The 26503-nt window shown below is 69.9% G+C and carries 25 protein-coding genes and 2 pseudogenes; 7 read left to right on the top strand and 20 right to left on the bottom strand.

Annotation, left to right across the window (positions count from 1 at the left end; genetic code table 11):
- Positions 1-304 precede the first annotated feature (304 nt).
- A complete protein-coding gene (gap, locus tag OG799_RS04440; protein ID WP_406043348.1) occupies positions 305-1330 on the top strand; it encodes a type I glyceraldehyde-3-phosphate dehydrogenase in 1026 nt (341 codons plus the stop codon).
- Positions 1331-1427: 97 nt separating this feature from the next.
- Entirely contained in the window at positions 1428-1847 is a 420-nt protein-coding gene (locus OG799_RS04435) for an Hsp20/alpha crystallin family protein (protein WP_406043346.1), read from the top strand.
- 219 nt (positions 1848-2066) lie between these two features.
- On the opposite strand, the gene OG799_RS04430 is transcribed toward OG799_RS04435, so the two are convergent.
- Positions 2067-2603: a flavodoxin family protein gene (locus OG799_RS04430; protein ID WP_406043344.1), complete on the bottom strand. Its 537-nt coding sequence runs from the start codon at positions 2601-2603 to the stop codon at positions 2067-2069.
- 374 nt (positions 2604-2977) lie between these two features.
- Positions 2978-3472: a spore germination protein GerW family protein gene (locus OG799_RS04425; protein WP_406043342.1), complete on the bottom strand. Its 495-nt coding sequence runs from the start codon at positions 3470-3472 to the stop codon at positions 2978-2980.
- Between OG799_RS04425 and OG799_RS04420 the strand changes: the two genes are divergently transcribed.
- Positions 3471-3878, top strand: a complete 408-nt coding sequence (locus tag OG799_RS04420; RefSeq protein WP_406046200.1) for a universal stress protein — start codon at positions 3471-3473, stop codon at positions 3876-3878. The genes OG799_RS04425 and OG799_RS04420 overlap by 2 nt on opposite strands.
- Before the next feature lie 179 nt (positions 3879-4057).
- Here the strand turns inward: OG799_RS04420 and OG799_RS04415 are convergent, their stop codons facing one another.
- The gene (locus OG799_RS04415) at positions 4058-4369 is read right to left on the bottom strand and encodes a dsRBD fold-containing protein (RefSeq protein WP_406043340.1); all 312 of its coding nucleotides are present in this window, start codon (positions 4367-4369) and stop codon (positions 4058-4060) included.
- A 14-nt stretch (positions 4370-4383) separates the two neighbouring features.
- On the bottom strand, positions 4384-5298 hold the full coding sequence (locus OG799_RS04410; RefSeq protein WP_406043338.1) for a universal stress protein: 915 nt from the start codon (positions 5296-5298) through the stop codon (positions 4384-4386).
- Positions 5299-5556: 258 nt separating this feature from the next.
- Between OG799_RS04410 and OG799_RS04405 the strand changes: the two genes are divergently transcribed.
- Positions 5557-6297, top strand: a complete 741-nt coding sequence (locus tag OG799_RS04405; protein WP_406043336.1) for a phosphoribosyltransferase — start codon at positions 5557-5559, stop codon at positions 6295-6297.
- 80 nt (positions 6298-6377) lie between these two features.
- On the opposite strand, the gene OG799_RS04400 is transcribed toward OG799_RS04405, so the two are convergent.
- The 4 genes and pseudogenes from OG799_RS04400 to OG799_RS04385 all read right to left on the bottom strand — a co-directional run bounded on the left by OG799_RS04400 (position 6378) and on the right by OG799_RS04385 (position 9201).
- Entirely contained in the window at positions 6378-6677 is a 300-nt protein-coding gene (locus OG799_RS04400) for a BON domain-containing protein (protein WP_406043334.1), read from the bottom strand.
- Between the two features lie 55 nt (positions 6678-6732).
- Positions 6733-7089 (bottom strand): annotated as a pseudogene (locus OG799_RS04395) (CBS domain-containing protein); the annotation flags it as partial.
- 211 nt (positions 7090-7300) lie between these two features.
- Positions 7301-7741, bottom strand: coding sequence for a universal stress protein (locus OG799_RS04390; protein ID WP_406043332.1), 441 nt, complete (start codon positions 7739-7741; stop codon positions 7301-7303).
- Between the two features lie 59 nt (positions 7742-7800).
- The gene (locus OG799_RS04385; RefSeq protein WP_406043330.1) at positions 7801-9201 is read right to left on the bottom strand and encodes a GAF domain-containing protein; all 1401 of its coding nucleotides are present in this window, start codon (positions 9199-9201) and stop codon (positions 7801-7803) included.
- Positions 9202-9700: 499 nt separating this feature from the next.
- On the opposite strand from OG799_RS04385, the gene OG799_RS04380 reads away from it, so the two are divergent.
- Positions 9701-10567, top strand: coding sequence for a slipin family protein (locus OG799_RS04380; protein WP_406043328.1), 867 nt, complete (start codon positions 9701-9703; stop codon positions 10565-10567).
- A gap of 126 nt (positions 10568-10693) precedes the next feature.
- Here OG799_RS04380 and OG799_RS04375 read toward each other — a convergent pair whose 3' ends face one another.
- The 4 genes and pseudogenes from OG799_RS04375 to OG799_RS04360 form a co-directional block, all read right to left on the bottom strand.
- Positions 10694-11587, bottom strand: coding sequence for a class II glutamine amidotransferase (locus tag OG799_RS04375; RefSeq protein ID WP_406043326.1), 894 nt, complete (start codon positions 11585-11587; stop codon positions 10694-10696).
- A gap of 1 nt (position 11588) precedes the next feature.
- Positions 11589-12953 carry an APC family permease gene (locus OG799_RS04370; RefSeq protein ID WP_406043324.1) on the bottom strand — a complete coding sequence of 455 codons (1365 nt, stop codon included), beginning with the start codon at positions 12951-12953 and terminating at the stop codon, positions 11589-11591.
- A gap of 145 nt (positions 12954-13098) precedes the next feature.
- Positions 13099-13245, bottom strand: a pseudogene (locus OG799_RS04365) (IS3 family transposase); the annotation flags it as partial.
- Positions 13246-13332: 87 nt separating this feature from the next.
- Positions 13333-14124: an SDR family NAD(P)-dependent oxidoreductase gene (locus OG799_RS04360; protein ID WP_406043322.1), complete on the bottom strand. Its 792-nt coding sequence runs from the start codon at positions 14122-14124 to the stop codon at positions 13333-13335.
- 476 nt (positions 14125-14600) lie between these two features.
- On the opposite strand from OG799_RS04360, the gene OG799_RS04355 reads away from it, so the two are divergent.
- Positions 14601-15158 (top strand): CPBP family intramembrane glutamic endopeptidase, encoded by a 558-nt coding sequence (locus tag OG799_RS04355; protein ID WP_406043320.1) that lies wholly within the window; start codon positions 14601-14603, stop codon positions 15156-15158.
- Positions 15159-15232: 74 nt separating this feature from the next.
- On the opposite strand, the gene OG799_RS04350 is transcribed toward OG799_RS04355, so the two are convergent.
- The 8 genes from OG799_RS04350 to OG799_RS04315 all read right to left on the bottom strand — a co-directional run bounded on the left by OG799_RS04350 (position 15233) and on the right by OG799_RS04315 (position 24842).
- The gene (locus OG799_RS04350; protein WP_406043318.1) at positions 15233-16915 is read right to left on the bottom strand and encodes an alpha/beta hydrolase; all 1683 of its coding nucleotides are present in this window, start codon (positions 16913-16915) and stop codon (positions 15233-15235) included.
- Positions 16916-17335: 420 nt separating this feature from the next.
- On the bottom strand, positions 17336-18973 hold the full coding sequence (locus tag OG799_RS04345) for an NAD(P)-binding protein (protein WP_406043316.1): 1638 nt from the start codon (positions 18971-18973) through the stop codon (positions 17336-17338).
- Between the two features lie 4 nt (positions 18974-18977).
- Positions 18978-19976 (bottom strand): thiamine pyrophosphate-dependent enzyme, encoded by a 999-nt coding sequence (locus tag OG799_RS04340; RefSeq protein WP_406043314.1) that lies wholly within the window; start codon positions 19974-19976, stop codon positions 18978-18980.
- A gap of 5 nt (positions 19977-19981) precedes the next feature.
- Positions 19982-21205 carry a hypothetical protein gene (locus OG799_RS04335; RefSeq protein WP_406043312.1) on the bottom strand — a complete coding sequence of 408 codons (1224 nt, stop codon included), beginning with the start codon at positions 21203-21205 and terminating at the stop codon, positions 19982-19984.
- Positions 21198-21767: a 2-oxoacid:acceptor oxidoreductase family protein gene (locus OG799_RS04330; RefSeq protein WP_406043310.1), complete on the bottom strand. Its 570-nt coding sequence runs from the start codon at positions 21765-21767 to the stop codon at positions 21198-21200. Before OG799_RS04330 ends, OG799_RS04335 begins: the two co-directional genes overlap by 8 nt.
- Positions 21768-21943: 176 nt before the next feature.
- The gene (locus tag OG799_RS04325; protein ID WP_406043308.1) at positions 21944-23368 is read right to left on the bottom strand and encodes an NAD(P)(+) transhydrogenase (Re/Si-specific) subunit beta; all 1425 of its coding nucleotides are present in this window, start codon (positions 23366-23368) and stop codon (positions 21944-21946) included.
- Positions 23365-23685: an NAD(P) transhydrogenase subunit alpha gene (locus OG799_RS04320; RefSeq protein ID WP_406043306.1), complete on the bottom strand. Its 321-nt coding sequence runs from the start codon at positions 23683-23685 to the stop codon at positions 23365-23367. The genes OG799_RS04325 and OG799_RS04320 overlap by 4 nt, the downstream gene beginning before the upstream one ends.
- Entirely contained in the window at positions 23682-24842 is a 1161-nt protein-coding gene (locus OG799_RS04315; protein ID WP_406043304.1) for an NAD(P) transhydrogenase subunit alpha, read from the bottom strand. Before OG799_RS04315 ends, OG799_RS04320 begins: the two co-directional genes overlap by 4 nt.
- A gap of 565 nt (positions 24843-25407) precedes the next feature.
- Between OG799_RS04315 and OG799_RS04310 the strand changes: the two genes are divergently transcribed.
- A complete protein-coding gene (locus OG799_RS04310) occupies positions 25408-26472 on the top strand; it encodes an integrase core domain-containing protein (RefSeq protein WP_406043302.1) in 1065 nt (354 codons plus the stop codon).
- Positions 26473-26503: the final 31 nt, after the last annotated feature.

The following is a 26503-nucleotide window of genomic DNA, read 5'->3' as shown; positions in this document are numbered from 1 at the left end:
TTGTTCCCGCTGGCAGGCACCCATGCGGGGAGTAGGAATCCCGCGCCCACAACAGCAGGGGCAGGACCCCCCTCGGTCAAGAACCGTCGATTGGATGGGATCCGGACGGGGCCCGCGCCGGTGACGGCGCTGATCTGCTGCTCGGCCCCCCGCACCTGGGCCCGTATCTGGGCGTCGCTGAGCGCGGGGAAAGCGCGGGTGGTCGACCAGGGGACGGCCGCCCCTCTGGAGGGGACCTTCGGCTCTGCGAGCGGTGACCCACCGGAGGAAACCCTGGAGCCCGAGGAACCAGAGCGGAGGAGCTATGACCTACCGGATCGCCATCAACGGCTTCGGCCGGATCGGCCGAAACTATCTGAGGTGTCTGCTCGAACGCGGCCTCCTGAGTCAGGGGTTCGAGGTGGTGGGCGTCAACGACCTGTGGGAGCCGCGCACACTGGCGCACCTGCTGGCGTACGACTCCACCTTCGGCCGGCTGCGCTGGGACGTCACGCACGACGACGCGTCCCTGACCGTGGCCGGGACACGCATCCCGGTGTTCCGGGAGCGGGAGCCGGACCGGCTGCCGTGGGGTGAGCGCGACGTGGACCTGGTCATCGAGTCCACCGGCCGGCTGCGCTCGCGCGACGACGCGGCGAAACACCTCAAGGCCGGCGCTCGCCGGGTGCTGATCTCGGCCCCGGGCAAGGGCGTCGACGCGACGATCGTCCTAGGCGTCAACGAGCAGGTGTACGACCCGGTGGTCCACCACATCCTGTCGGCTGCCTCCTGCACGACCAACTGCGCCGCACCGCTGGTCCAGGTGCTGCACCAGACCTTCGGTGTGGTGCGCGGCTACCTGACCACGGTGCACGCCTACACGAACGACCAGGTGGTGCTGGACACCCCGCACAAGGACCTGCACCGGGCGCGCGCCGCCGCGGTGAACATCATCCCGACCAGTACCGGCGCGGCCAGGGCGATCGGTGTGGTGCTGCCCGACCTCGCCGGCCGGCTCGACGGCGTGGCGCTCCGGGTGCCGGTGGAGAACGGCTCCATCTGCGACCTCACCGCGGAACTCGCCGAGCCGGTCACCACCGCCCAGGTCAATGCCGCGTTCTCGGCGGCGGCGGCCAGCGGTCAACTGGCCACGGTGCTGCGCTTCACCGACGATCCGGTCGTGTCCCGCGACATCGTCGGCGACCCGGCGTCGTGCGTGTTCGACGCCGGGCTCACCCAGGCCAACGGCGGCCAACTGGTCAAGGTTTTCGGCTGGTACGACAACGAGTGGGGTTACACGAGCCGGCTCGTCGATCTCACCGAGCTGGTCGCCGGCGGCGATGCGTTGTGACGCGCGGAAGGGCCTGCCAAGACAGGCCGACCGACCCTGACCGGCCCGCTGGCGGCGAGATCGGATGGAAGTGACACACAACGACAAGGAGGTCGTGATGTCGACCATCACACGCTTCACCGGCAGCGCGCTAGCGCCGTTCGACTGGACCAACCTGTCCCTGTTCCCGATGCTCGCGCCGAGCATCCGGGTTGAGGACTACGTGGAGGGCGACCAGTACGTCATCCGCGCCGAGCTGCCCGGCATCGACCCGGCCAAGGACGTGCGGATCACCGCCACGGACGGCGAGTTGCGGCTCGAGGTCGTGCGCAAGGAGCTCACCCACCCGGACAAGACCCGCTCCGAGTTCCACTACGGATCCTTCTCCCGGACCATCCCGCTCCCGACGGGCGTCATGGAGAAGACCATCACCGCCCGGTACACGGACGGGATCCTCGAGATCACCGCGAAGGTCGGCGAGGGCAGGCCGGCCGCGAAGGAGATCCCGGTCATCGTCGGAAACGGGAAGAAGAACTGATCGAGGTCCCGGGGTCGGCCGCGGCCGGCCTCGGCTCCCGTCCATCGCAGGGGCCCGCGTGGTGCGAACCGTAGGCCCTGCTGCCCGTCGCCCTGGATGTGGCCGTACCCAGTGAGTGAGCAGCCCGGTGGGGCGACCCGCAGATCCGGGCGTCGGTGCGGGGACCAGCCCAGCGGCGCTGCCGCGATCGGACGGTCCAGCGCCCCGCAACAGCGTGGATCACGAGGCGTGGTGGCGACCCGACGCGCTGGTCTGTCGGGTGCCGAGCTCCTCGCCCCACCGGCGGGCGCGGTCCAGCTCCCCGCTCGCGAGCGGGCCCGCCGTGTGCTCCACGTAGAAGCTCTTCGGCGGCAGGACCACCACGCAGTGGTGGCGGCCGAGCAGTCGGGCCGCGCCGACCGCCGCTGACCCGGTGAGCCAGCGAGACTTGTCGAACCGGGTGTCGAAGGCGGCGGCGGACAGTCCTGGCCGGCTGCGGCCCAACGCGCCAAGCCACTCCCGCAGCCCGATGCGGCTCGGGGCCACCCCGGCCGGCGCGTCGTCCGCCGCGGTCTGGCGGGTCTGCGGACGGCTCATGCCGTGCGCGTGGGTGGGACCGCCGACAACGAGCAGGTCGAGGCCAGCATCCAGGTCGTGCGGGGCGTCGCCCACCTCCACCACGACGGTGTCGCCCAGCTCGGCGAGGCCTGCGGCGACGGCCTCGGCGACCTCCTTGGTGTTGCCGTACATCGACTCATACACGACGAGGGCGCGCATGGCACGACCTCCCTTCCTCACTTTCCAGCCTCACGTGTGTGTGGCGTTGCTCCACGGGCCAGGTGGGGCACCCTCGACTGACGTTCGCCCCTACTTTGGGGGCAGCCGCACCAGGAGGCGGCTGTACAGCCATTGGTACACGCATGACACCGGAAGCGGTCGATAAAGAGGCCGGGCGAGGAGTCGAACCTCGCATGTAGGCGCGGGGAGTTCCCTCGGTCCGCCCCACCCTGTTCGGGCAGTTTCCGTATGTCTACCGGCCCATGCTCGCCGACGTCAGCCGACGACGGTGTACCGATCGGGACGGTGTACCGATCGGTGAGTACGCAGTCCAGCACCTCGTATCCAGGGCCCTGCTCATCGCGATGATCTCCCTAGGCCGAAGCTACGGGCCGCGTCTTGCGGACCGCCCGCGCCAACAGCATTGCCGCCAGGCCGAGGGCCGCGCCGGCGGCGATGAGGACGTTCACGTCGACCGCCGGCCGCCACCGGACCTGGTCGTTGCGAATCACGAACGCGCCAACCGGACGGGCGTGCACCGCAAACCCGCCGCCGAAGCCTTCTCCGTCGTCGTCGGGGCCGCTGCCCTCGCCCCCGCCGACGGTCACCCGTGCCGCGGGGATCACCACGACGCCGTCCTGCGCCACGCTTTCCCCGTACACGGCATGCGCGGTCAGCCCGTCGCGCGCCCGGTCGATGACATCTTGAATGCTCATGCCCTCAGCCTGCCGCGGATGCTGCTGTCCGGACAGGGCCGACCAGTAGCCCTCGCGGCGGACCAAAGGCCCGTCGAGCGCGGGCCGTGCGGGCCTCGCCCGGTGCCGAACTTGGGTCGGCGTCGACGAGTCGCCCGAGGCGCAACTCGCCATCGGGCTCGCCTTCGAGGAGGCGGCCGCGCGGAATGTCGGCCTGACCGCGGCGCGCGTCTGGACTCCGCCGCTCCCGCGTTGGTGGGGCGACGCGGAGCAGCACATCCTGCACACCGCCGAATGCGAAACGGCCGAGCGGACAATGCTCCAAACGGCACTGCACGGCTGGACGGACAAACACCCCGACGTGCCGGTGAACGTCGATCTCATGGCTGGTGACACCGGGCCCGCGCTGGCGCTGCTGGCGCGCGATGCCCAACTGGTCGTGGTGGGTTCGCATAGGCATAGTGACCTACGCCGACAGCCCGGCTCGGTGAGCCGACACCTGCTCCAATACGCGACGTGCCCCGTTGCCCTGGTGCGCGAGGTGGCGTCGCTGAACGCTACGCCACCCACCGTCCGGTGAAGAGCGCCGATCCGGTCAGCACGCCATTCGACCCGTGGGCACAGGCACGTCCCGCACGTCGCAGTTCGGTTCCTGCATCGGTGTCTCGGTCCGGCCGCGCCGAGCGTGCCGCCTCGTGGTCGGGCTCAGACTCGTCGGGCCAGCCGCCAATCCGCGCCGCTCCCATTTGCATGCTCATCTCAGCCTCTGCGGTCTAGCGGCGTGTGCACTGCGGGCGCCGGTGCGGCCGCGCGGCCCGAGAACGTGATCTGCTCCACATCCGCGACCGCGGCAAGCCGCAGCTTCTCCGCCAGATCGGCGAGCGCCCGCGCCGCCGCGAACTCGTCGCCGATCTCGGGCACTTCCCGGTCGTACGCGTTACGGTGCGCCGTTCCGGTGCCGTGCAGATCGCTGGCGTCCTTGGTGTGCAGACGCGCCTCAGCCCAGGTACGCCGCTCGTGGGAGTGCTCATCGATATAAATGTCGACGCTCCAGCGCTTGACGGTGGCCACCGCCACCACCTCCCTCATCTTCCGTACAAGTCGTCGCTGCTGCCCGGCCGGGGGGCAGTGTCGAACGTCCTCTCGGTGACCGGCACCACGGCGACCGGGCACCCGGCATGGTCGGTCAGGGCCTGGGAGACGGACCCCAGCAAGAGCCGCGACAGTCCCCGCTTGCGGGGGGAGCCGACGACGACGAGCTGCGCCGACCGGGACGCCTCGGTGAGGGTCATCGACGCGTCCAGGGTGTGTCGCACGATCCGCCGCACCGGCACCTCGGGGTACTTCTCCGACCAGCCGGCCAGGGTTTCAGCGAGCATTCGCTCGGCCTCCGCACGCGCCTCGGCGAAGCCGCACACATCGGGGTGGACGCCGGCCGGTATCGCGCCGGCCGGTTGGGACCATGCGAGCAGCGCCGTCAAGGGAGCCCCACGCAGCGATGCCTCGAGGAAGGCGAACTCCACCACTGATTCCGCGCCCTCCTCGCCGTTCACCCCGACGATCACCGGACGCGGATCCGTCGCCGACTTGCGGTGCCGGTCCAGCGGCCGATGCACGATCACCGGCACGTGTACCCGCACCGGCACCGATGTCGCGACCGACGCCATCGACAGGCCACATCGACGCCGATGTCCAAGCACCAAGAGGCATGCCTCCAGCGAACGACCGGCCAGGACACCGGCGGGATCACCAGACAGCAGTTCGCCGGAGACCGCGAGGCCCGGGTGCTCCGCGCGCACGCCCGCGACCGCCCCTTCGAGCAGCCGCCGCTGCACGGCCATCGGGTCGACCCACTCCGGCGCACAGGCCCCGGTGGGTCGCCGGATCGGCCCGGCGTAAACGTGCACGATCACCAACGGGGTGACGCGAGCCGCGGCTTCGTCCGCAGCCAGCTCCACCGCGGCGATACTCGCCGGGGAGGCGTCCACACCCACCAGCACCGGTAGCATTGTCCGACCAGACACGCTCCCACCACCTCTCTTCTCCTCTGAGGGTCTTCCGTCACCGCCCGGCGGCACAGTGCCGGACCGCCCGCGCACGTGGGCCGTTCGGCCGCCCGATGACCGAAAGGGACGCGGTCGCGTACGGCAACGACCCGGATACGGCGCCAGGGGACAAAGGGCCCGGTCCTCATGGGCCGATGGCACTGTCGGCAGTGGCCACCGGCGCGGACGGTGATCGTAGAGGGGGTGCACGCCATGCGCTTCACGGATCGTGTCGATGCCGGACGCCGTCTGGCGCGGCGGCTCGCTCACCTACGCGACGCGGACGTGGTGGTGCTCGGGCTGCCGCGGGGCGGGGTGCCGGTCGCCTTCGAGGTCGCGCAGGCTCTGCACGCGCCGCTGGACGTTATCGTGACCCGCAAGCTGGACGCACCGTTTCAGCCGGAGCTGACAATGGGCGTCGTGGCGGAGAACGGGATCCGGACGATCTATCCCAAGGTGCTGCGCCGCGCCGGCGTCGGCCCGGACGAGCTGGCCGAGCTCGAGCGCGTGATGCGGGTAGAACTCGACCACCGGGTCCAGCAGCTGCTCCGTGGCCGATCCCGGATACCGCTGGCGGGTCGCACCGCCCTCGTCGTCGACGACGGCATCACCACCGGGACGACCGCAGAAGCAGCCTGCCGGGCGGCCCGCACCCTGGGGTCGCAGAGGATCGTGCTGGCTGTGCCGGTCGCACCAGCGGATGCCGTCACGGCCCTCGGCCGCATCGCGGACGAGATCGTGTGCACGGAGACGCCCGCATGGGTTCCGGCGATCAGCAGATGGTACGGCGATTTCTCGCCCACCTCTGACGAGGAGGTTGGCGCGCTGCTGGAGCGTGCGGCGGTGCCCCCAGCTCCAGCCGAGTGGATGGGCGGCCCGCTCGATCGCGGCGTGGACGTCCTCGTGGAGGGCGGTACCGTGCTGCTGTCTGGACGCCCGGTCGTGGCGCGCTGATCCGTCGGACTGGCCGTACTACGTCAGCTGCGTGATGGTGGACCGCCGCATGCCATGCGACATCAGGATGGCGCCCGCGTTCAGTCGTTGGACGGCCGCATCAGGCGCTCTGCGCTGCCGAACGCGTAGCCCTTTGAGTGGACGAGCCGCGAGTCGTCGTACTGCCAGCCCAGCCGGTCGACCACGTCGACGACGCCGGGAACGTCGGCGGTCAGCCGGGCGACCATGCCGGCGGTGCTCCTGCATCCAACCCGCCCTGCGAGGGTGACCACTCCGTTGACGACGTCGACCTGCACGGCCGCCGGGTCGATCCAGAGCGTATGCCGCAGCACATTGACGACGATGTCGTCGCGAATCTCCGAGTCGGGGCGCAGGTGCACGGAGCAGGTCACGCCGGGAAACCACGCCCACCAGGCGATGGTCTGCGTCGACGACCGGCAGGCGCTTGATCCGCTCGACCTCCAGCCGCCTGGCGGCGGCCACCACGGACATCTCCGGGCGCACCGTGATCGCTGGGGCGGTCATCAGATCCTCGGCCACGGCGGCGTGTGCCTTGTCCCGCGCGGAGCGCCGCGAGGGCCGCTCGAAGATGCGGCGCTGGTGCTCCTCGCCGACGAACTCGATCTTGTGCAGCAGGTCCGCCTCAGAAACGACACCGACCACGCGGCCATTGCCGTCCACGACCGGCGCCGCGCTCACCTTGCGTTCACGAGAGCATCCACGATCTCCCGGTACGGAGTGCCCAGGGTTACCGACAGCACATCCCGGATCATGACGTCCCGAACCAACCATTGGGTCATGGCCGCCTCCTTGCCTCTGGCTTCCAGGCTAGGTACCGGGCCGCCCGCTGATGAGGGGCGTGCGGCAGGCCCGAGCGAGTCGTTCGGCCCGGCCGCCGAAGCCGGGCCCGATAGAACATCCCGTCAGCCCCGTGATACGCCGACGCGGTCCTCCACTTCTCGGTGCGCGACGCGGCCGCGCGGGCGGCAGGGATCCCGTCGTCTCACCGCTCGGGCGCAGCGGTCGGCACCAGAAGCACGGGGATGCTCGCGTGCACGGCGACATCCTGGCTGACGGGGCCGAGAAGGAACGGTGAGCCACCGCCCGAGCCGCGGGTGCCGACGATGATGAGCGCCGCGTTTCTGGCCGCCGCGAGCAGGACGGTGGCCGGGTCACCATGACGCACCTCGTACTCCACGGCCGGGGATGCGCCGCCCGTCGCCTTGGTGACCTGTCGTTTGAGATCGTCGGTCATGGCCGTGATTTCGGCCCGGCGGGCCGCGGTCACAGACGACCCGGACCCATCGGCCGACGGTTCTGCTGTCATGCCGTGGACCAAGCGCAGCGTCGCGCCAGTGAGCGCGGCCTGATCGACGGCCACGGCCAGAACCGAGGCGTCGAGGGTTGTTCCGTCGAGTCCGACGATGATCGGTTGGGGTTTCACACTCCACCTCCGCCCGCCACCATGCCGGCTTCCATGACGACGACACAGAGGCCAACGGCCTACGCCGGCGCGACTTCCGGCCGCCCTTCTGGATCGGGTTCCTTGGTGGTGGGGCTGAGCGAGAACACGGCCTCCCGGATGTCGCGGATGACCGCATCGACCTCGATGATCTGGGCATCGATCGCCGCACGTACCGCCGGGTTGGTAACGCGTGCCGCAGTGCCCTGCAGGGCCAGGCCGTGGCCGAACAGCCGCCGGATCGCCCGATGGCGCAGGTCTTCGGCGATCTGCTGGCGGTCTTCGATCAGCCGCAGCCGCTCGTTGTCGCGGCGCACCCCGGCCAGCTCCAACGCCAGCCCGGCCTGCGCGGCGATCGCCGAGATCATGTCCCGGTCCAACTGGTCCAGCGCCGGCTCACCCGGCCGCCTCGAGGCCAGCAGCACGCCTGTGACGCCGCCGTCACCGATCATCGCCACGGCCACCGTCTCACCGATGACCCCGGCTCCCTGCAGGGTGGCCGCGGCGGTGCGGGGATCGGTAATTGGATTGGGCACCAGCACCAGGCCGCGCCTCTCGACAGCAGCCCCCGACACGGACCCCGCCAACGGCACCGGGTCGTCCTGCCGGGGTCTGTACGTGCCCTCGGTCACCGCCATCCGCCACACCGCCGGGTCGTCCGTCGGCACACTCACGCCAGCCCCGCCGGCCCCCAGCAATTCCATGGCGTAGCGCACGAACTGTCGCAGCGCCTCATCCGGGTCGGTGCCGCCCAGCAGCCCGGTGGTGACCTCGACCATGGCGGCCTGCCAACCCTGACGGCGACGACTCTCCCCCAGCAGGGTGGCGTTCTCGATCGCCGTACCGGCGGCCGCCGCCAGCGCCAGCACCAACTCCTCGTCATCACCCGTGAACTCGGCCGCGCCCTGTTTGTCGGTCAGGTACAGGTTGCCGAAGACCCGGTCACCGATCCGCACGGGTACACCGAGGAACGACCGCATCGGCGGATGACCGTCCGGGAACCCCACCGAGGCCACGTGCGCCGAAATGTCGGCCAGCCGCAATGTCTGCGGGTAGTCCACGAGCGCGCCGAGCACGCCCTTGCCCTCCGGGAGCTGGCCGATTCGCGCCACCACCTTCGGCTCCATCCCGGTGTGCACGAACCGGACCAGGCCACCACCGACGACCACACCGAGCGCCGCATATTGGGCGTTGACCAACTCCCGAGCCGCCTCGACTATATGACGCAGCACCTCGTCAAGGTCCTCGGCACGACCGACCGCAACGTAGGCGCGCAGCAGACCACGCAAGCGTCCCTGAGTGTCCTGCACATCCCGGGCCCGCGCCACGAGCTGCTCCAGGAACTCGTCCAGCTCCAGCCGCGCCACCTGCGGAAATACCAGCCCGGGTGCCGGATCGGACGCTTGGGGATGCGGGAGCGGGAAATCCTTGTTGTCGCCCATGCCAGGCACCCCACATCTTTCGGACGTCCGACCATGCCCCGTGGGCGTCTCAGCCGAGTCTGTCACACCGCATGGGCGGCCGACAGGGGCCCCACGGACCGGCCGTGCCGATCGGGCCGTTCGGCAATGAACTGATCATCTTCGCTACCGAAGGCCCGGTGAGGCGCCAGCTCCCTGACCCAGCTTCCCCATTGCCGATCATTGCTCCCTACCGGGCGCTGCAGGCGGATGCCGCGCGGCGGGCGGTAACCATCGGACTGGGGACGTTCGGCCCTGCCTCAGGCGCTGATGCAGGGCGAGGGTTGGCCTATGGCCGAGCCCGGACTTCTCGATCGCTTTGAAAGACCGGGTAGGCCCATGTTGGGTCCGGCCCCGCATGTGGAGCCGTGTTCGCCCAACCCGCTCGGGCTACGCCATTGCACGCCGAGCGCCTCTACCAACCGCATGCCCGCACGTCACCGGCCATTGATGTGATCTCCATTTCGAGCGGAGTACGTAGATGAATACCCTGATCATCGTCCTCGTCATCGTCGTCGTGCTGGCCCTCACGGGGCTCGGGCTCGCGGTGCGGATCGTCAAGCAGTACGAACGCGGAGTGGTGTTCCGGCTGGGCCGTGTCATCGGATCCCGGGAACCGGGATTGCGGCTGCTCATCCCCATCGTCGATGTCCTGCACCGGGTGTCGCTGCGCATCGTCACCATGCCGATCCAGTCCCAAGGCATCATCACCCGCGACAATGTCAGCGTCGACGTCTCCGCGGTCGCCTATTTCCGGGTCGTCGACGCGGTGAAGTCGGTCGTCGCGATCGAGAACGTACGCGCAGCGATCAGCCAGATCGCCCAAACGACCCTGCGTAAGGTCGTCGGTCAACACACCCTGGACGAGACGCTGTCCGAAACCGACCGCATCAACATAGACATCCGGGAGATCCTCGACGTCACGACCGCCGATTGGGGCGTCGAAGTGACGCTGGTCGAACTCAAAGACATCCAGCTTCCCGAGAGCATGAAGCGGGCGATGGCCCGTCAGGCCGAAGCCGAACGGGAAAAGCGAGCGAAGATCATCAACGCTGAAGGGGAATCCCTCGCGGCCGCCGCACTCGGCGACGCCTCGGACACCATGATGGCTCACCCGTTGGCGCTGCAACTGCGCAACCTGCAGAGCCTCGTCGAGATTGGTGTGGACAAGAACACGACCGTCGTGTTCCCCGCCCCCCTGATGAGCACCATCGGGGAACTCGGCTCCTTCCTGGCCCGAGAGGCAGCCGCCGCCGCATCGCGGACGGCATCATCCGATATCCCGAAGCTGACCGCACTCGTCACGCCAAACGGAAGCTCCGAACCTGCTCCCACACCCGTGCGCTAGCACCTGCTGCGTGGGCAGTAGCACGACCTGCAGGTGCCAGTCAGTCAGGCTGTCTCGGATCGGCCAGCGGCCAGCGCCCGGGTCGCCCGGGCGTCGACTTCCGCCCGAGCGCGACCTTGGGCGTCCCTACCGCGCCCGCGCGGCCTGGCCGGTCCCGTGAGAGGTCTGCGAGGCCGTTGCCCGCGGGTCGAGGTCGGCAAGCGACAGCTGGCGCGCCGGCGGGGAGTCGAGCACGACCCGGCCGGTGACCTGCTGGTCGGGCCCGACGTGCAGCAACTCGCCCGGGTCGAGCAACCGCCAGCCCGGATCCTCGTCCATCCGCTCGGAGGCGACCACCACCGCCGGAAGGGCAGCCAGGTCTGCGGAGCGCACCCGTACCGTGCCGGCGGCGCTGGCGTGGTCGAGGTGCCGGGCGCCGGTTGGTCCTCCCCCACTCCGGTTGAGGACGTAGAGGTCGTGGGTGTCGGGGTAGCGCAGCGCCCACAGCTCGGTCGCGGTGGTGAGGACCAGGTTGACGGCGTACACGGGCAGGTGGTCGCTGACCCACCGTACCGCTCGCGTGATCGCCGCACCCACGTCGCCGGTCTGCGCGGCGTATCGGGTAATGAGGGCGAAGAGCCGCTCGGAGTCGGTGTCCCCGCGCACCCAGCGCATCGCCTCCCCGAGTTCCGCCTCCAGCGCCGGCAAGTCGGCGATCACGCCGTTGTGGGCGAACAGCCGGTCCCGCTGGCAGAAGGGGTGGGTGTTGACGGGGGTCAGGCCACCGGTGGAGGCGTACCGGACGTGGGCGATGAAGGTCGCCGCCGCCAGTTCCCGGGCCTCGGTGGCGAACCGGGCGTCGCGGTACGCGGCCACGGGCTCCTTGTGGACCTCCGGTGTCCCAGACTCGTCGAAGATGCCGAGGCCGAACCCGTCCGGCTCCCGGCGGCTCTGAGAGGCAAGGCTGTCGACGGCGTCGAGCAGCCAGAATGTGGCGTTCACGCGGTGCGGTGCTGCGGACATGCCGAACAGGCGGCACATGTCAGACCTCCCTGGTGGTACGGCGGCGCAGGGCCCGGCCGGCCGGGCCGGCGTTGCGGCGCAGGTGCTCGGTGATGGTGGCGTGGTGGCCGGGGTGGTGCCGGCCGCGCAGGGCGTGCAGGCCGAGCCCGGCGGCGACGAGCACCAGGCCGAACAGGGTCTGCCACCAGCCGATGAACACCAACTGGACCAGGGCGGCCAGCAGGCCGAGGGCGGGCAGCAGCGGTCCGGCGGGCAGACGGACCCCCCCGGCGTGCGGATCGCGCTGGGCGCGGACGGCTGCCGCGTTGACCAGCACCATGGCGACGATCGCGGCGACATTGCCCAGTGCGACGATCGCCTCGATACCGCCGGTGAACAGCAGGACCACCGAGACCACGGCACCGGCGAGAACGCTCACCGCGGGGTGCCCGTGCCACAGCCGACCCGCGACAGTGGGCACTTGCCGGTCGGCGGCGAGCCGGACCATGATCTCCGACGAGCCGAGCATGTTGGCGTTGGCCGCCGACAGGGTCGAGATCAGCGCACCGATCGGGATCAACACGCCACCCCAGTTGCCGATCAGGTGCTGGGCCGCGGTGCCGACGCTGGCCTCGTCGTAGCTGCTGATGCCTCCGGCGAGCAGCGCGACCACGACACCCACGTAGATGAGGGCGACGATGGCCATGCTGATCAGGATGGCCAGCGGGATGGTCCGGCGGGGTCGGTCCACGTCACCGGCCATGTTGGTCACCACGTTGAAGCCAAGGTAGGCGATGAACAGCAGCCCGCTGGTGGTGACCACCGCGCCAGTGCCATGCGGGGTGAGCGGGGTGAGGTGGGCCCGGTCCAGGTGCACGAGAGCGAAGACGATCAGCAGCGCCAGGATCGCGACCTTGACGGCCACCAGGGCGGTCTCGGCCCGGCCGATGAGGCTGGCCGGTCCGAGGTTCAGCACGGCGATCAGCACGACCGCCGCCACGGCGACCGCCGTGGCCGGCAGCGCGGAGACGAAGAAGTCGTGCAGGTAGCGGCCGAACGCGTTGAGCACGAACGCCACCCCGATGACGCCGCCCAGCCAGAAGGCCCAGGAGGTGAGGAACCCGAACCGGGAACCGAGCGCCGTGGCGACGTAGGCGTACCCAGACCCGCCGGCCGGGGCGAGGCTCGCCACGACGGCGAAGGACAGGGCGGAGAGCAGCACGAGCACCCCGGCGAGGACGAAGGACAGGATCGCCGCCGGGCCGGCGCGCTGCACCGCGAGTCCGGAGAGCACGAACACTCCCGCGCCCACCATGGTGCCCACCGCGAACGCGACGCACGACAGCAGCCCGATCGAGCCTTGCCCGGCCGTCGACCGCGGGGACGTCACCCTCGTCGTACCCATTGCCGCTCCTTCTTCAGGTAACGCCACCGCGCGTCCGCATCTACTCGTACCAGGTCCGGGCGGACTCCGCGTGGGCAGGGCGGAGTGTCTCGCGCTGGCCGTCGAGGGAACCGTCCGGCCCGTCCGGCACCGGTCCGGGGCTGGCTCCGGCCTTGCGGGTCAGGCCGCGTTTCTTGGCGAAGACTGACCAGATCTGCTGCGCGGAACAGAGCCGGGCCCGGTTGCGTCCGCGACGACGCCACGAGCCGGCAACTCGTAGGCGATGAACCCGGTAGCCGAACGCCGGATCATCGTGGAACGTCGTACTCGGGTGGGTTTGGGGCCTCACACTGGTCACGGGCAGGCGAGGAAAGCCTGCCCGTGGTCCGCCCCGTGGGGTTCATTGTGCCGTGTAGCCGCCGTCGCTCAGGAAGTAGGAGCCGGTGGTGTTGGACGCCTTGTCCGAGGCGAGGAACGCCACGAGCTCAGCGACCTCAGTCGCGTGGCCCATGCGGCCGATTGGGTGCAGTCGACTAACGCCGGCGATGATCTCCTGGTCTGCCACTGCCAACAGCGGGGTGTCGATGAAGCCGGGGCCCACGCTGTTGACCCGGATACCCTGTTGCGCGTACTCGAGTGCGGCCGTCTTGGTCATGCCCACGACGCCGTGCTTCGCAGCGACGTACGCCACGGACTGGGCGAAGCCGACGGTGCCGAGGATTGACGCCATGTTGATGATCGATCCGCCGGCGGTCGCGAGCATGGCGGGAATTTCGGCCCGCATGCTGTAGAAGACCCCGCTCAGATTGACGCCGATGACGTCGGCCCAACCGTCGAGGGGGTACTGACCGGTCGGGGTCTGCGGCCCGCCGATCCCGGCGTTGTTCACAGCGATGTCGAGTCGGCCGAACGCCTGGACGGCGGCCTGCACCATCGCCTCGCACGCCACCGGATCCCTCACGTCCACGGCGTACGGCAGGGCGCTGTCACCGATCTCCTTCGCCACGCGCTCCGCGGCGTCCAGGTGCCGGTCCGCGATCAGCACCTTCGCCCCGCGGGCGGCCAGCAGCATCGCGCACGCCTCTCCGATGCCAGACCCGCCGCCGGTCACGATGGCCACCCTGCCTACGAAGTCCTGTTCCATGATGAACTCCTCTTCTTCGCCGGGGTCTGCCGCCGCTGCGGGCGTCACGCCTGCCCGGTCATGTCCACTCCAGCGTCCGCGTGCCGGGAGAATCCGGGAATGACCGGAGTCCCCGATTGTCGGGGCCGTCCGGCCCTGCGACGTCGGCGTCGCGCCTTGCCGAGACATGGTGGGCGCTATGAGCAGGATGTCCGCCCGCGTTGCGTTGGTCGCCCCACCGTAGCGGGCAGATGCAGGGTGCGGGGATCAAACAGCGCTGACGCATCGGTGGGGCGACGTAGGCTCGACCGGTGACCCAGCAGGTACACGGCCGTCCGGCGGCCGAGCCGGCACCGCCGGGTCGGTCGTCGGATGGGCCCCCTGATGATGTCCTACGCCGCCGTCATCTTGTCGGCGCTGTCGGCGGCACGATCCTGCTCCTCGTCGCCGTGACCCTCGTGTACCGGCTGGGACCCGCTCACGCAGGCCTGGTCGCAGGACCCGTGTGCGCTGCGGCGCTGGTGATCCTGGCAAGGCGGTGCGGGTTGTCGTGGGAGGATCTGGGACTCGCCCGACGGTCGTGGCGCACGGGCACGGCGTGGGGGGTCGCCGCGATCGCCGTCGTCGCCGGCGTGTACGCCGTGGCCGCGGCGCTCCCCGTGACCCGGGCGGCGTTTCTCGACGCCCGGTACCACCTGCCTGCAGTCAAGGCGCTGGTGAGCGCGTTCGTCGTCATCCCGATCGCCACGGTGCTGCTGGAGGAGGTCGCCTTCCGCGGGGTGATCCTCGGGCTAGTGCGTCGACATCACGGCGTGCGACGGGCCGCCGGCTTCTCCTCTGCTCTGTTCGGGCTCTGGCACATCCTGCCGTCGCTGCGCCTCGGCACGGTCAATCCGGCAGTGGCGGCCGTGTTCGGAAGTGGAGCGCTCGCGCAGGTCGTCATCGTCGCTGCCGCTGTCGCCTTCACCGGCGGCGCGGGGCTGCTCTTCTGCGAGTTGCGGCATCGCAGTGGCAGCCTCCTCGCCGCCGCGGGCCTGCACTGGGCCACCAACGGTCTCGGCGTCGTCGTGGCCCTGGTGCTGTGGAATCTTCATCCGTCCTGAGTTCGCATCGGCCTCGTAACCGGGCCGTCGCTCCCCGCCGCGGTTCGACGCACCTTCGTGACCGGGCCCCTGGCTCAGTTCGACGGGTCGATGACAGCGGTGAGGTCCCGGGTCCGCGCCGCTGTCCACCCGGCCGGTGCGGCGATCGCCGCCCAGCCCGCGACGATCATGTCGCTGTAGCGGTGCCCGTGTGCGGGCGGCGCCGCGTAGGCCGCGTCGAGGTCCGCGGTGACCTGGAGAAGAGTGACCAGCGGGTACCAGTGCATGTCGGGCAGCACGTCGACGCCGCGCCGCTCCTTCAGCCAGTCAGGCTGGTGCACCAGCAACTTCGGTGACCACCAGACCACCGGGTCCGAGGAGTGCTGCAGGTAGACGACCCTGGGGTCGGGCCGGCCCGGCGAGCGGGTCAGGTCCGCCGGTTGCGCCGCGAACCAGACCACGCGGCCGCCCTCATAGGTGGGCTCGGCCTCAGGGCTGCCCGCGTCCCGGTGCGCCGTCAGGTCCTGCCAGATCGGGTCGGCGTGGGTGGGTCCGGCGAACAGCGCCCCATCCGTGTGGTTGACGATGTCGTCGAGACCGCTGAAGGCGCCCTCCGCTCCCAGCGCTCCGAGGCTCTCACCGAAGACCAGCAGCCGGGGCCGGTGACCGGCCGGCAGCGTCGACCACCGGGCGTACACCCGGTCGAACAGGGCCTTGCCGGCTTCGGCGGGCCGGCCCTGCTCGAGCACAAACGACGACCAGCTCGGCAGATACGAGTACTGGATGCCGACCAGGGCGCTGTCACCGTTGTCCATGTACTCCAGCGCCGCCACAGCCTGCGGATCGATCCAGCCGGTGCCGGTCGTGGTAATCACACACAACGTCTTGCGGGTGAACGCGCCGGTGCGCTCCAGCTCACGGACCGCCAGCAGCGCCTCGCCGTCGAGGGTCGGCGACGAAGCCCGGCCGACGTACACCCGGACGGGATCTTTCGCGGGTACGCCGCTGAACCGGACCAGTTCCGCCGGTCCCGGGCCGCCAGATACGAAGGAACGTCCTTCACGGCCGAGCGAGGCCCAGCTGACCAACGACGTCGGGCTGCCGGACCGGGCGGCGCTCATCGGGGGCAGCGCGCCGCGACTCGTCCCGGCGTCCATCGTGCGGGCCATCGCCGTCACGATCCGGGTCCCTCCGTCATACACCACCTCGTTGAGGGTGCCGATCGACGCCAGCAGGACCGCGGTCAGCGCGATCACCTGCGCGCCGCGTCGCGGCACCCACCGCCGCAACAGCCGGGACAGGACGGCCGCCAGAGCCCACAACATCCGGACCGACCCGGTCAGGACGACGAACACGGCGACGCTCAACACCAGCACAGCCACATAGGCGTACCGCGACGGTGGTTGCTGCCCCATCAGCCGATGGATGTCCCGCTGCCACACCGAACCTCGGTACAGCGAGACGGCGACGAGCGGCACCGACAGCCCGGCGAACACCCGCCAGCCGACCCGACGAACACCCGGTCGATGACGCCGCGGGATCAGCCGAATCACCAGGGCGCCGAACGCGAACCCGACGGCATACCCGAGGGACGCGGACAGACCACCGATGAGCCCCTGCTGCACCCACGTCCGCGGCAACAGCGAAGGGGTCAACGACAGGCACAACCACACCACCGCGAAGGACGCTCCAGCCAGACTGCGGCCGTACGACGCGAACCATCGGCGGACCGGTCGTCGACGCGCCGCACGGACGGCGGATCCCGGCGGCGTCGACATCGGGCTCCGCGCCAGGCTCGTCGCGCTTGTCGTCACGCTACGTCCCCTCACTCCGCGTCTGATCTGGCTGGCATGGTGGTCGGCGGAATCGTGGCGTCTCGGCGAGCCGCGCCAGTCCCGTTCCATTGCAGCTCTGATCCGGCCGGGTCGGGCAGTGCCGCACGGCCCCAGCAGAGGCGCCGAAGGTCTTGCGGGTCGGGCGACCGGCACGGGACACACATGTCGACGGGCGTCTCGTAGAGCGCGCCAGTGCGACGCCATCACGACCGGTCGGCGCCGCACACCACAGCCTGTCCCCGCCTATGCGCGGCCGGCCCGGCATCCGCGTGGCCTGGTCCGGCACAAGGCCTTGCGTTGGGCCCACCACGGCGGGTCATCCATCGCCAGGCTCCTCCATGCCGTGTCCATGGGCGCATGGGGTCAGTTCTGTTCCGGCTCCATGGTGATCGCGCCGCATGGACACTCGGCGGCACACAACCCGCAGCCTTTGCAGTAGTCGTAGTCGATGGCGTATCCGTTCGCGCCGTCGATTTTCAGGACGGCGTTGTCGGGGCACACCCCGAAGCAGTTGTCGCAACCGAAACAGTTGCCGCACGACATGCAGCGCCTGGCCTCGTAGAGGGCGGTGTCACCGTCGAGTCCGCCGACCACTTCGCTGAAGTCGGCGGTACGGCGGGCGGCGTCCAGGCGGGGGCGGATCGCGTGCGGAGCGTCGCTGTAGTACCAGGTGTTCAGGGCACCGAAGGCGACTGGTTCACGTCCTGCCGTGCCCACCCCGACCGTCTCAGCTGCGATGTGTCGAAGCCACCGATCGATGTGCTCCGCCGCGGTCCTGCCGTGACCGATTCCGCTGGTGACCGAGCGGGCGGAGGGGACGAGGTCACCGCCGGCGAAGACACCCGGATGGCCGGTCATCATCGCCGCGTCGACCTGGACGACGCCGTCGGCGATCTGGATGTCGGGGACGGTGTCGAGCATGCTGCGGTCGACATCCTGCCCGAGGGCGAGGATCACGGCGTCGCCGGCGAGATGCTCGTATTCGCCGGTGGGTTCAGGGTTGCCGTGCTCGTCCAACACCATCTTCTCGAGGGTCATCGTGCCGTCGTCGACGGCGGTGATGGTGCGCAGCCATCTGAGCTGGACGCCCTCCTCGACGGCTTCCTGCAACTCGATGGCATTGGCGGGCATCTGCGCCTGGGTGCGGCGGTAGACGACGATCGCATCGTCGGCGCCGAGCCGACGTGCCGTGCGGGCGACGTCCATCGCGGTGTTGCCGCCGCCGTAGACAACGACGGTACGGCCCAGCTGCGGGCGCCCTCCGGCGGCGGCGTCGCCGAGGACCGAGAGCGCGTCGAGGATGCGGGCGGCCTGCCCGGCCGGAATGTAGGCGCGGTGGCCGAGTTGCGCGCCGATAGCCAGGAATACCGCGTCGAAGCGTCCGTGCCGCATCGTCGCGTGGAGGTCGGTGATACGTGCGTTGAGCTTGAGGGTGATGTCGAGGGCGAGCAGCCGGTCGATCTCGGCGTCGAGGATCTCGCGGGGAAGGCGGAAGGTGGGGATGCCGAACCGCATCATCCCGCCGGTCTGCGCGCCTGCCTCGTGGATTTCGACCGCGTGTCCTCGCAGCCGCAGGTGATAGGCCGCGGACAGACCGGCCGGGCCGGCGCCGACGATCAGGACTCGCTTGCCTGACGGAACGCCGGGCGCCGGCAGCGCCCAGCCTTGTCGGATCGCCTCGTCGCCGAGGTAGCGCTCGACCGAGTTGATGCCCACGGCGGTGTCGACCTGGGCCCGGTTGCACGCGGTCTCACACGGGTGATAGCAGACACGGCCCATGACCGCCGGGAACGGGTTGTCCGCCACCAGGCGCCGCCACGCGGTCTCGTAGCTGCCGTCCTCGGCGGCGTACAGCCAGCCCTGGACCTGTTCGCCGGCGGGGCAGGCGTGATTGCACGGCGGTAAGCCGTCGATGTAGACCGGGCGCTCGCTGCGCCAGGTGCCGGTGTGGTTGGCGAGGCTGGAACGGATGTCCAGGGTGATCGCAAAGGGCTTGTCCATCGGGTCACGCCTCCCGGGTGAGCAGACCGTAGCGGGCGATGTTGCGGTCGGCGAGCGCCTGCAACGCGGCGATGACCTCTGTGCGGGGCGGATCGCCGAACAGGTGGGCGTAGCGCTTCTGCGGCCGTAGGTACTCCTGCACCGGGACCTGATCCCGGATCGGCAGTACCGAGGTGACCTCACCGTGTTCGGCCTCGAACAGCGGGAACAGGCCGCTGCGCTGGGCGAGGCGGGCCAGCGCGATGGTGTCGGCGGGCGCTGATCCCCAGCCGAGCGGGCAGGGGACGAGGACGTGCAGGTAGCGGGCGCCGCGCAGGGACATCGCCCGCTCCACTTTCGCTTCGAGGTCGTGCAGTTCGGCGACGGTGGCGGTGGCGACGTACGGGATCTCGTGCGCCATCGCGATGCGCGGCATGTCCTTGCCCTTGCCGAAGTCGTTGCCCGGGTGCGGCCCGACGGCCGGCGTCGTGGCCGTGCGGGCGGCGGGCGGGGTGGCGCCGGAGCGCTGGACGCCGGTGTTCATGTAGGCCTCGTTGTCGTAGCAGACGAAGAGCACGTCGTCGTTGCGTTCGAACATCCCGGACAGGCACGCCATCCCGATGTCGACGGTGCCGCCGTCGCCGCCCTGCGCCAGTACGCGGACGCCTTCGGCGCCTCTCGCGCGGACGGCCGCGGCGACGCCGGTGGCGACGGATGCGGCGTTGGCGAACAGCGAGTGCAGCCACGGCAGTTGCCAGGAGCTTTCCGGGTACGGGGTGGAGAAGACTTCCAGGCAGCCGGTGGCGTTGACCGCGACGAGACGGCCCTTGGTGGCCCGATAGGCGGTGTCCATGACGTAGCGGGCGGCGAGTGCTTCGCCGCAGCCCTGGCAGGCGCGGTGCCCGGAGTTGAGTGCGTTGCGCCGGTCGGGGTTGGCCTGCTCGGTGCGCAGGTCCGCGTCGAGCAGCCGGTTGCCGACGGCGCGACTGCCGACCTGGTAGAACTTCAGGTTCTGGCCGGTCATGGCGGTCACCTCACGTCGATTCGTGGCGGGGCGGCGGACCGGTGCGGATGGTGTGCGACATCGTCGAGCCGCGCGATCTCCTGGGCGACGACCTGAGTGCGCAGGTCGAGGAAGCTCAGCTCGGGCAGTCGGCCGGCGTGGGCGTCGTCGAGCATGGTGCGCAGCGACGCCCGGGTCACCGCGCGACCGCCCAGGCCCGCCACGACCGTGCTGATCCGGGTGGGGAGACCGGCGAGGGCGGCACGTACGTCGGCGGACACGATCCCGCCCGCGCCGGGTGCGAACGCCCGCTCCAGCACGACGACGTGGTCCGCGTCGGCGAGGGCCCGGCGCACGTCGGCCGCGGGAAAGGGCCGGTACAGCGTCAGGGTGACGACACCGACCGGCTTGTCGTAGTCGTCGACGGTGTCCTTGACGGTCCCGATGACCGAGCCGAGCGCTACGACGACCGTCCTGGCGCCCGCGTTGCGGTAGGTCGAAACCGCTGACAGGGCCTGACCGGTGGCTGCTGCGTATTCGTCGGCGAGTTCCGGGAACCGTACCAGCGCCTGGGTGAGCTGGTGGTGGGCGAGGTAGCGCACCTCGGTGAACGCCTCGGGACCGACCATGGCGCCGATGGTGACCGGCTCGTCCGGGTCGAGGACCTGGCGCGGCTGATATGTGGGCAGGTAGTCGTCGACCTGCCGCGGCGTGGGCAACTCGATCGGTTCAAAGGCGTGGGTGAGCACGAACCCGTCGACGCACACCATCACCGGCACCGACAGGGTCTCCGCCAGCCGGAACGCGATGACGTGCAGCCCGACCGCCGCCTGGTTGTCCTCGGCGTAGAGCTGGATCCAGCCGCAGTCGCGTTGACTCATCGCGTCGGACTGGTCGTTCCAGATGTTGATCGGCGCGCCGATGGCCCGGTTCGCCACCGTCATCACGATCGGCAGCCCGAGGCCGGCCGCGTTGAATAGCGCCTCGGCCATGTACAGCAGGCCCTGACTGGCGGTGGCCGTGTAGGCGCGGGCACCGGCCGCGGACGCACCGATCGCGGCGGACATCGCCGCGAACTCCGACTCCACCGTGATGAATTCGCACGGCGTCAGGGTGCCGACTTTGACCATGGCACCGACCGCCTCGACGATGTGGGTCTGCGGGGTGATCGGGTAGGCGGGCACGACCTGCGGTCGGCACCGGGCGACGGTCCTCGCGATCGCCGTCGAACCCTCCATCTGCTCACGCATGCTGAGCCTCCCGCACGGTGTCGTAGGCAGCGCGTCCCGCGGTCACATTTGCCTTGGCGACCGGCCCGTGGAAGCGGTCGCGTACGGCGGATTCGATGGACGCGAAGCTGACCGACCCGGTCTGCGCGGCGAAGGCGCCGAGCAGACACACGTTCGGCACCGGCCGTCCGATGTGCTGCCGAGCCAGGTCGGTCGCGGCAACCGTGAGGATCCGCCTACGGTCGAGGCGATCGGCGAGATCGCAGATACCCAGCTCTTCTACGGAGCGCGTCGAGTTGATGAGCACGTATCCCGCCGGCGCCAGCCCGGCGAACAGGTCGACGTGGTGCAGCAGCGTCGCGTCGACGACGATCACCGCGTCCGGTGCCGCCACCGGCTCCCGCAGGCGGATCGGCTGATCGGCGATGCGGCAGTACGACACGACCGGGGCACCCATGCGTTCGGAGCCGAAGCTGGGGAACGCCTGTGCCTCGTGGCCGTCGCGGAAGGCCGCCACCGACAGCAGTTCGGCCGCCGTCACGACGCCCTGGCCGCCGCGTCCGTGAATCCGGATTTCGAACATTCGCTTCAGCCCTTCGCGACGTGGCGAGTCGGGTCGACGAGGCGGGGGAGGTAGCCCTGACCCGGCCGTGTCGATTGCGGCGCTGATACCTGCATGCGCTGAGCCTCTCCCTGCCGTAGCTGCACGGGCAGGGCCGAATGTCACGCCGCAGCGGGTACCTTCGGCGGATCATCAGGTCACGTCGCATATGCCTTGAGTCCGGCGAGGAGTGCGGTGAGCCCGGCTTTGGCGTCGGCGAACAGCATCGCGGTCTTGGGGTTGGTGTAGAGCTCGTTGTCGATGCCGGCGTAGCCATGGCCCAGCGATCGTTTGATGACGATGACGCTCTTGGCATGGTCGACGTCGAGGATCGGCATGCCGGACACCGCGTTGCCGGGCCTTCGGGCGGCCGGGTTGGTGACGTCGTTGGCGCCGACGACGAGGACGACGTCGGCGCGGACGAATTCTGGATTGATCTCGTCGATGTCCTTGAGTTGAGGGTACGGAGCGTTCGCCTCGGCGAGCAGCACATTCATGTGCCCCGGCATGCGGCCTGCGACGGGGTGGATGCCGTAGGAGACCTCCACGCCGTGGTCGCTCAGCGCTTGGGCGAGGGCGACGACTTCGTGTTGGGCCTGGGCGGCGGCGAGACCGTATCCGGGAACGATGATCACTTTGCTGGCGTAGGCGAGCTGGATCGCCGCGTCGTCGACCGTGATATCGCGGACCTGGCCGGTGACGGCGATTCCTGGGTTGATGGCTTGCTCGTCGCCGGCGCCGAAGCCTCCGGCGATGATGTTGCCGATGGACCGGTTCATAGCATCGGCCATCAGTTTGGTGAGGATGGTACCGGCGGCCCCGACAAGGGCACCGGCGATGATCAGCGGGCTGCTGTCGATGACGAAGCCGGCCATCGCCACGGCAGTGCCGGTGAACGCATTGAGCAGCGAGATCACGACAGGCATGTCGGCGCCGCCGATCGGCAACGTCATCAGCACCCCGACACCGAGTCCCCCTGCCGCGACCAGGCACAGGATGGCGATCCCGCCATGTCCGGCCAGATACGCGGCGCCGGCGGCGGCACCCGTGGCAGCGAAGAGCAGGTTAAGGGCGCGCCCGCTGCGGAACGTGATCGGTCTACCGGGGATTCCGCCCGCAAGTTTGCCGGAGGCGACCAGGGATCCACTGAACGTGACGGCGCCGATGAACACGTCCAACACCGTCGTGAGCGTCGTCCGCACCGGCGCCGAGGACAGGTCGACCGATCCGGTGTGCCTGACAGCGTCGCCGAAGGCGATCAGGGCGGCAGCGCCGCCACCGACCGCGTTGAACAGCGACACCAACTGTGGCATGGCGGTCATCCGGACCTTCCGCGCGGTGGCCAAACCGGCGATCGCACCTGCGGCGACACCGACGGTGAGGACAGCGATCGCGGCGGCGGTGATGACATGGTCTTGGGCGAGCAGCACGACGGTGGTGGCCACCGCGGCAGTCATCCCGATCGCGGAGATCTGATTGCCGCGCCGCGCGGTCGCCGGTGAGGTCATCAGATGCAGCCCGAGCACGAAGCAGACGGCGGCCGCGAGATAGACGACGTGGATGGTGCTGTCGAACGCGGTCACGACCGCTCCTTCCCCTTCATGTCCGCCGCACCGGTGGGGTGGGTGCGGAACATGGCGAGCATCCGGTCGGTGACGATGTAGCCGCCAACCACGTTCATCGCCGCGAACCCGGCGGCGACCAGCAGGATGAGGTAGCCGAGGAGGGTGTCGGTGGTCGCGGCGAGGACCATCACGCCGACGAGCACGACGCCGTGAATGGCGTTGGCGCCGGACATCAGCGGCGTGTGCAGCGTGGCCGGCACCTTGGTGATGACCTCGAAGCCGACGAGCAGGCTGAGCACGAAGATGGTGATGTCGGCGAACAGCAGCGGGGTCATGATCCGACCTCCAGGCAGGCGTGCGTGAGCGCGTTCGTGATCCGTGGGTGCACGACCTGCCCGTCGTGGGTGATCAGGACTCCGGCCTGCAGATCGTCAGCCGGGTCCAGCACGAGGGCACCGTCGTGGACGAGGTAGGTGAGCAGGGCGGTGATGTTGCGCGAGTAGGAGATGGACGCGGCTCGCGGTACGGCGGACGGGAGGTTCCCGGCGCCGATGATCGTCACACCGTTGTCCGTGACGACGGTCGCGTCGGCGACGGAGCCGTCGACGTTGCCGCCGAGCGGGCCGGCGGCCAGGTCGACCACGACGGAGCCCGGTCGCATCCCTGCGACGGCGGTCGCGGAGACCAGCCGTGGTGGGCGCCGGCCGGGAACCTGGGCGGTCGTGATGACCACGTCGAACCGGCCGATGGCGGCGTCCATCGCGTCCCGCTGGGCGTGGGCTTCGTCCTCGCTGAGCTCCCGTGCGTAACCGCCGGCACCGGCCGCGGAAACCGCGGCGGGTAGATCGAGCACGGTGGCTCCGGTCGAGGCGATGTCCGCGTGGGCGGCTTCACGCACGTCGTACCCGGTCACGAGCGCACCGAGGCGACGCGCGGTCGCGATGGCCTGCAGCCCGGCGACGCCGGCGCCGAGGACCAGAACCTGCGCGGGTCGAGTGGTGCCGGCCGCGGTCATCAGCATCGGGAAGTACGCGCCGTAGGTGTCGGCGGCGACGAGGACCGCCTTGTAGCCCGCGACGTTCGCCTGCGAGGTGAGCGCGTCCATCGCCTGTGCCCGGCTCACGGTGCGCGGCAGCATGTCCAGGCTGATCGCTGTCACCTTCGCCGCCGCGAGCCTCTCCGCCAACCCCGGGTCCGTCAGCGGCTGTAACAGTCCGATGAGGGTCTGACCGGCGTGCATGCGCGCGACGTCGTCGGGTGGGCGTACGCAGAACAGCACGTCGGCCTGGGCGTAGATCTCGTCGCGGTTGACGATCCGGGCGCCGGCAGCGACGTAGGTGGGGTCCGGGTACCAGGCGGCTTGCCCGGCCCCGGACTCGACCACGACGGCCATACCCGCCGCCACGAGCCGGGTGACACCGTCGGGGGTGAGCGCCACCCGACGCTCATTCCCGGCCGTTTCGCCGACGACACCGAGCGTGATCGTCGTCATCGAGGGTTCCCCACAAACATGCTGCTCAGAGCAGCTAGACGAGGCGGGCCGGTCTCCACGTCGCGGATATGCTGTTGGGATCCCAGGTCGGTGACGACCGCTGCTCTCATGACGTCGTCCGTTTCGCTCAGGACCGGCTCGGAGCCGGTCTCGGTGACAGGCTCGCCGTATCTTGATGTCGGCGGTACCGACGGACCTCCCGCCGTGCTAGGACTAAAGTCCCCGCCCGGGCCGCTACCGCGTCGGCTGCTGCCCGACACCATGCACCGCCCCGTCTGAGCGCAGGCAGGACGGAGACCGCACCACGGGTGTCGGCTGGAGGTAATAGCCCTCGACGAAGGCGACGGCGTGAGCGCCGACGGTAGGCCCGCCGCCCTGGCGGCCCGGGCCGAAGGCCTGTGGGTGCCAGAAAGTCGGTCAGCCTACGCGGCCTGCGAGTATTCGCCGACCATGCCGCCGAGGCGATCACGCCGCAGCACCCTGTGGGGCTCGAGAATTGGGTCACGCCGGATGGCCTGCGGTTCTGCGCATGCCCAACGCCGCCGTGCCCGACACGATGGAGGGCATGAGCGCCTCGTTGGTATACCTGCTACTGCGCCAGGTTCTGCAGATGTTGACCCAGCTCGCCCGCGACGGTGGGGCCAAGGATGTGGAGATCCTCGTGCTCCGGCATCAGGTGGCGGTGCTACGCCGCCAGGTGAACCGACCCAAGCTTCAACCGGCTGACCGGTTGGTGTTGGCGGTGTTGTCGCGGCTGCTGCCCCGTCCACGCTGGTCGGTGTTCTTCGTGACCCCAGCGACCCTGTTGCGCTGGCATCGGGAGCTTGTCGCCCGGCGGTGGACGTACCCGCATGCGCGGCCCGGCCGGCCACCGATCGACAAGCAGGTCCGTGACCTGGTGCTACGACTCGCGGCGGAGAACCCGACCTGGGGCCACCGCCGCATCCAGGGTGAGCTGGTCGGCCTGGGCTACCGGGTGGCGGCCAGCACCGTCTGGAAGATCCTGCACAACGCCAGCATCGACCCGGCACCGCGCCGGTCGGGGCAGACCTGGAAGCAGTTCCTGGCCGCCCAAGCCCACACGATCCTGGCGTGCGATTTCTTCACGGTCGACACCGTATTCCTCAAACGGATCTACGTGCTGTTCTTCGTCGAGATCGCGACCCGCCAGGTCTACGTCGTCGGGGCGACCGCCCATCCGAGCGGCGCCTGGGTGGCGCAGCAGGCGCGCAACCTGCTCATGCACCTCGATCAGCGTGCTGTTGGGCTGCGGTTCCTGCTGCGCGACCGGGACACGAAATTCACGGCGGTCTTCGACGCGGTGTTCGCGGCGGAGGGCATCGACGTGATCAAGACTCCGCCGCGGGCGCCTCGGGCGAACTCATTCGCCGAACGCTGGGTGGGCACCGTGCGCCGGGAGTGCACCGACCGGATGCTCATCGTCGGCGAGCGGCACCTGACGACGGTACTCGGCGAGTACACCCGCCACTACAACGATCACCGGCCGCATCGTTCACTGGATCAGCGGCCGCCGAATCCTTCACCGCACGTCGTTGACCTGAACGGTGCCCGGGTCCAACGGCAACCGATCCTCGGCGGATTGATCAACGAGTATTCGCAGGCAGCGTAGCCGAACGGACTTTACGAGCCCTACAGGCCGA

This window comes from Micromonospora sp. NBC_00898 (assembly GCF_045207895.1).
Taxonomy (GTDB): Bacteria; Actinomycetota; Actinomycetes; order Mycobacteriales; family Micromonosporaceae; genus Micromonospora.
Note: the sequence above shows the minus strand (reverse complement) of the source record. Positions and strands in the feature narration are given on the sequence as shown.

Excerpts from the sequence above, each read along its gene's own strand:
- gap (WP_406043348.1), top strand. The coding sequence starts at position 305 with ATGACCTACCGGATCGCCATCAACGGCTTCGGCCGGATCGGCCGAAAC.
- OG799_RS04435 (WP_406043346.1), top strand. The coding sequence starts at position 1,428 with ATGTCGACCATCACACGCTTCACCGGCAGCGCGCTAGCGCCGTTCGAC.
- OG799_RS04430 (WP_406043344.1), bottom strand. The coding sequence starts at position 2,603 with ATGCGCGCCCTCGTCGTGTATGAGTCGATGTACGGCAACACCAAGGAG.
- OG799_RS04425 (WP_406043342.1), bottom strand. The coding sequence starts at position 3,472 with ATGGCGAGTTGCGCCTCGGGCGACTCGTCGACGCCGACCCAAGTTCGG.
- OG799_RS04405 (WP_406043336.1), top strand. The coding sequence starts at position 5,557 with ATGCGCTTCACGGATCGTGTCGATGCCGGACGCCGTCTGGCGCGGCGG.
- OG799_RS04385 (WP_406043330.1), bottom strand. The coding sequence starts at position 9,201 with ATGGGCGACAACAAGGATTTCCCGCTCCCGCATCCCCAAGCGTCCGAT.
- OG799_RS04380 (WP_406043328.1), top strand. The coding sequence starts at position 9,701 with ATGAATACCCTGATCATCGTCCTCGTCATCGTCGTCGTGCTGGCCCTC.
- OG799_RS04375 (WP_406043326.1), bottom strand. The coding sequence starts at position 11,587 with ATGTGCCGCCTGTTCGGCATGTCCGCAGCACCGCACCGCGTGAACGCC.
- OG799_RS04370 (WP_406043324.1), bottom strand. The coding sequence starts at position 12,953 with ATGGGTACGACGAGGGTGACGTCCCCGCGGTCGACGGCCGGGCAAGGC.
- OG799_RS04350 (WP_406043318.1), bottom strand. The coding sequence starts at position 16,915 with ATGTCGACGCCGCCGGGATCCGCCGTCCGTGCGGCGCGTCGACGACCG.
- OG799_RS04345 (WP_406043316.1), bottom strand. The coding sequence starts at position 18,973 with ATGGACAAGCCCTTTGCGATCACCCTGGACATCCGTTCCAGCCTCGCC.
- OG799_RS04340 (WP_406043314.1), bottom strand. The coding sequence starts at position 19,976 with ATGACCGGCCAGAACCTGAAGTTCTACCAGGTCGGCAGTCGCGCCGTC.
- OG799_RS04335 (WP_406043312.1), bottom strand. The coding sequence starts at position 21,205 with ATGCGTGAGCAGATGGAGGGTTCGACGGCGATCGCGAGGACCGTCGCC.
- OG799_RS04330 (WP_406043310.1), bottom strand. The coding sequence starts at position 21,767 with ATGTTCGAAATCCGGATTCACGGACGCGGCGGCCAGGGCGTCGTGACG.
- OG799_RS04320 (WP_406043306.1), bottom strand. The coding sequence starts at position 23,685 with ATGACCCCGCTGCTGTTCGCCGACATCACCATCTTCGTGCTCAGCCTG.
- OG799_RS04315 (WP_406043304.1), bottom strand. The coding sequence starts at position 24,842 with ATGACGACGATCACGCTCGGTGTCGTCGGCGAAACGGCCGGGAATGAG.
- OG799_RS04310 (WP_406043302.1), top strand. The coding sequence starts at position 25,408 with ATGAGCGCCTCGTTGGTATACCTGCTACTGCGCCAGGTTCTGCAGATG.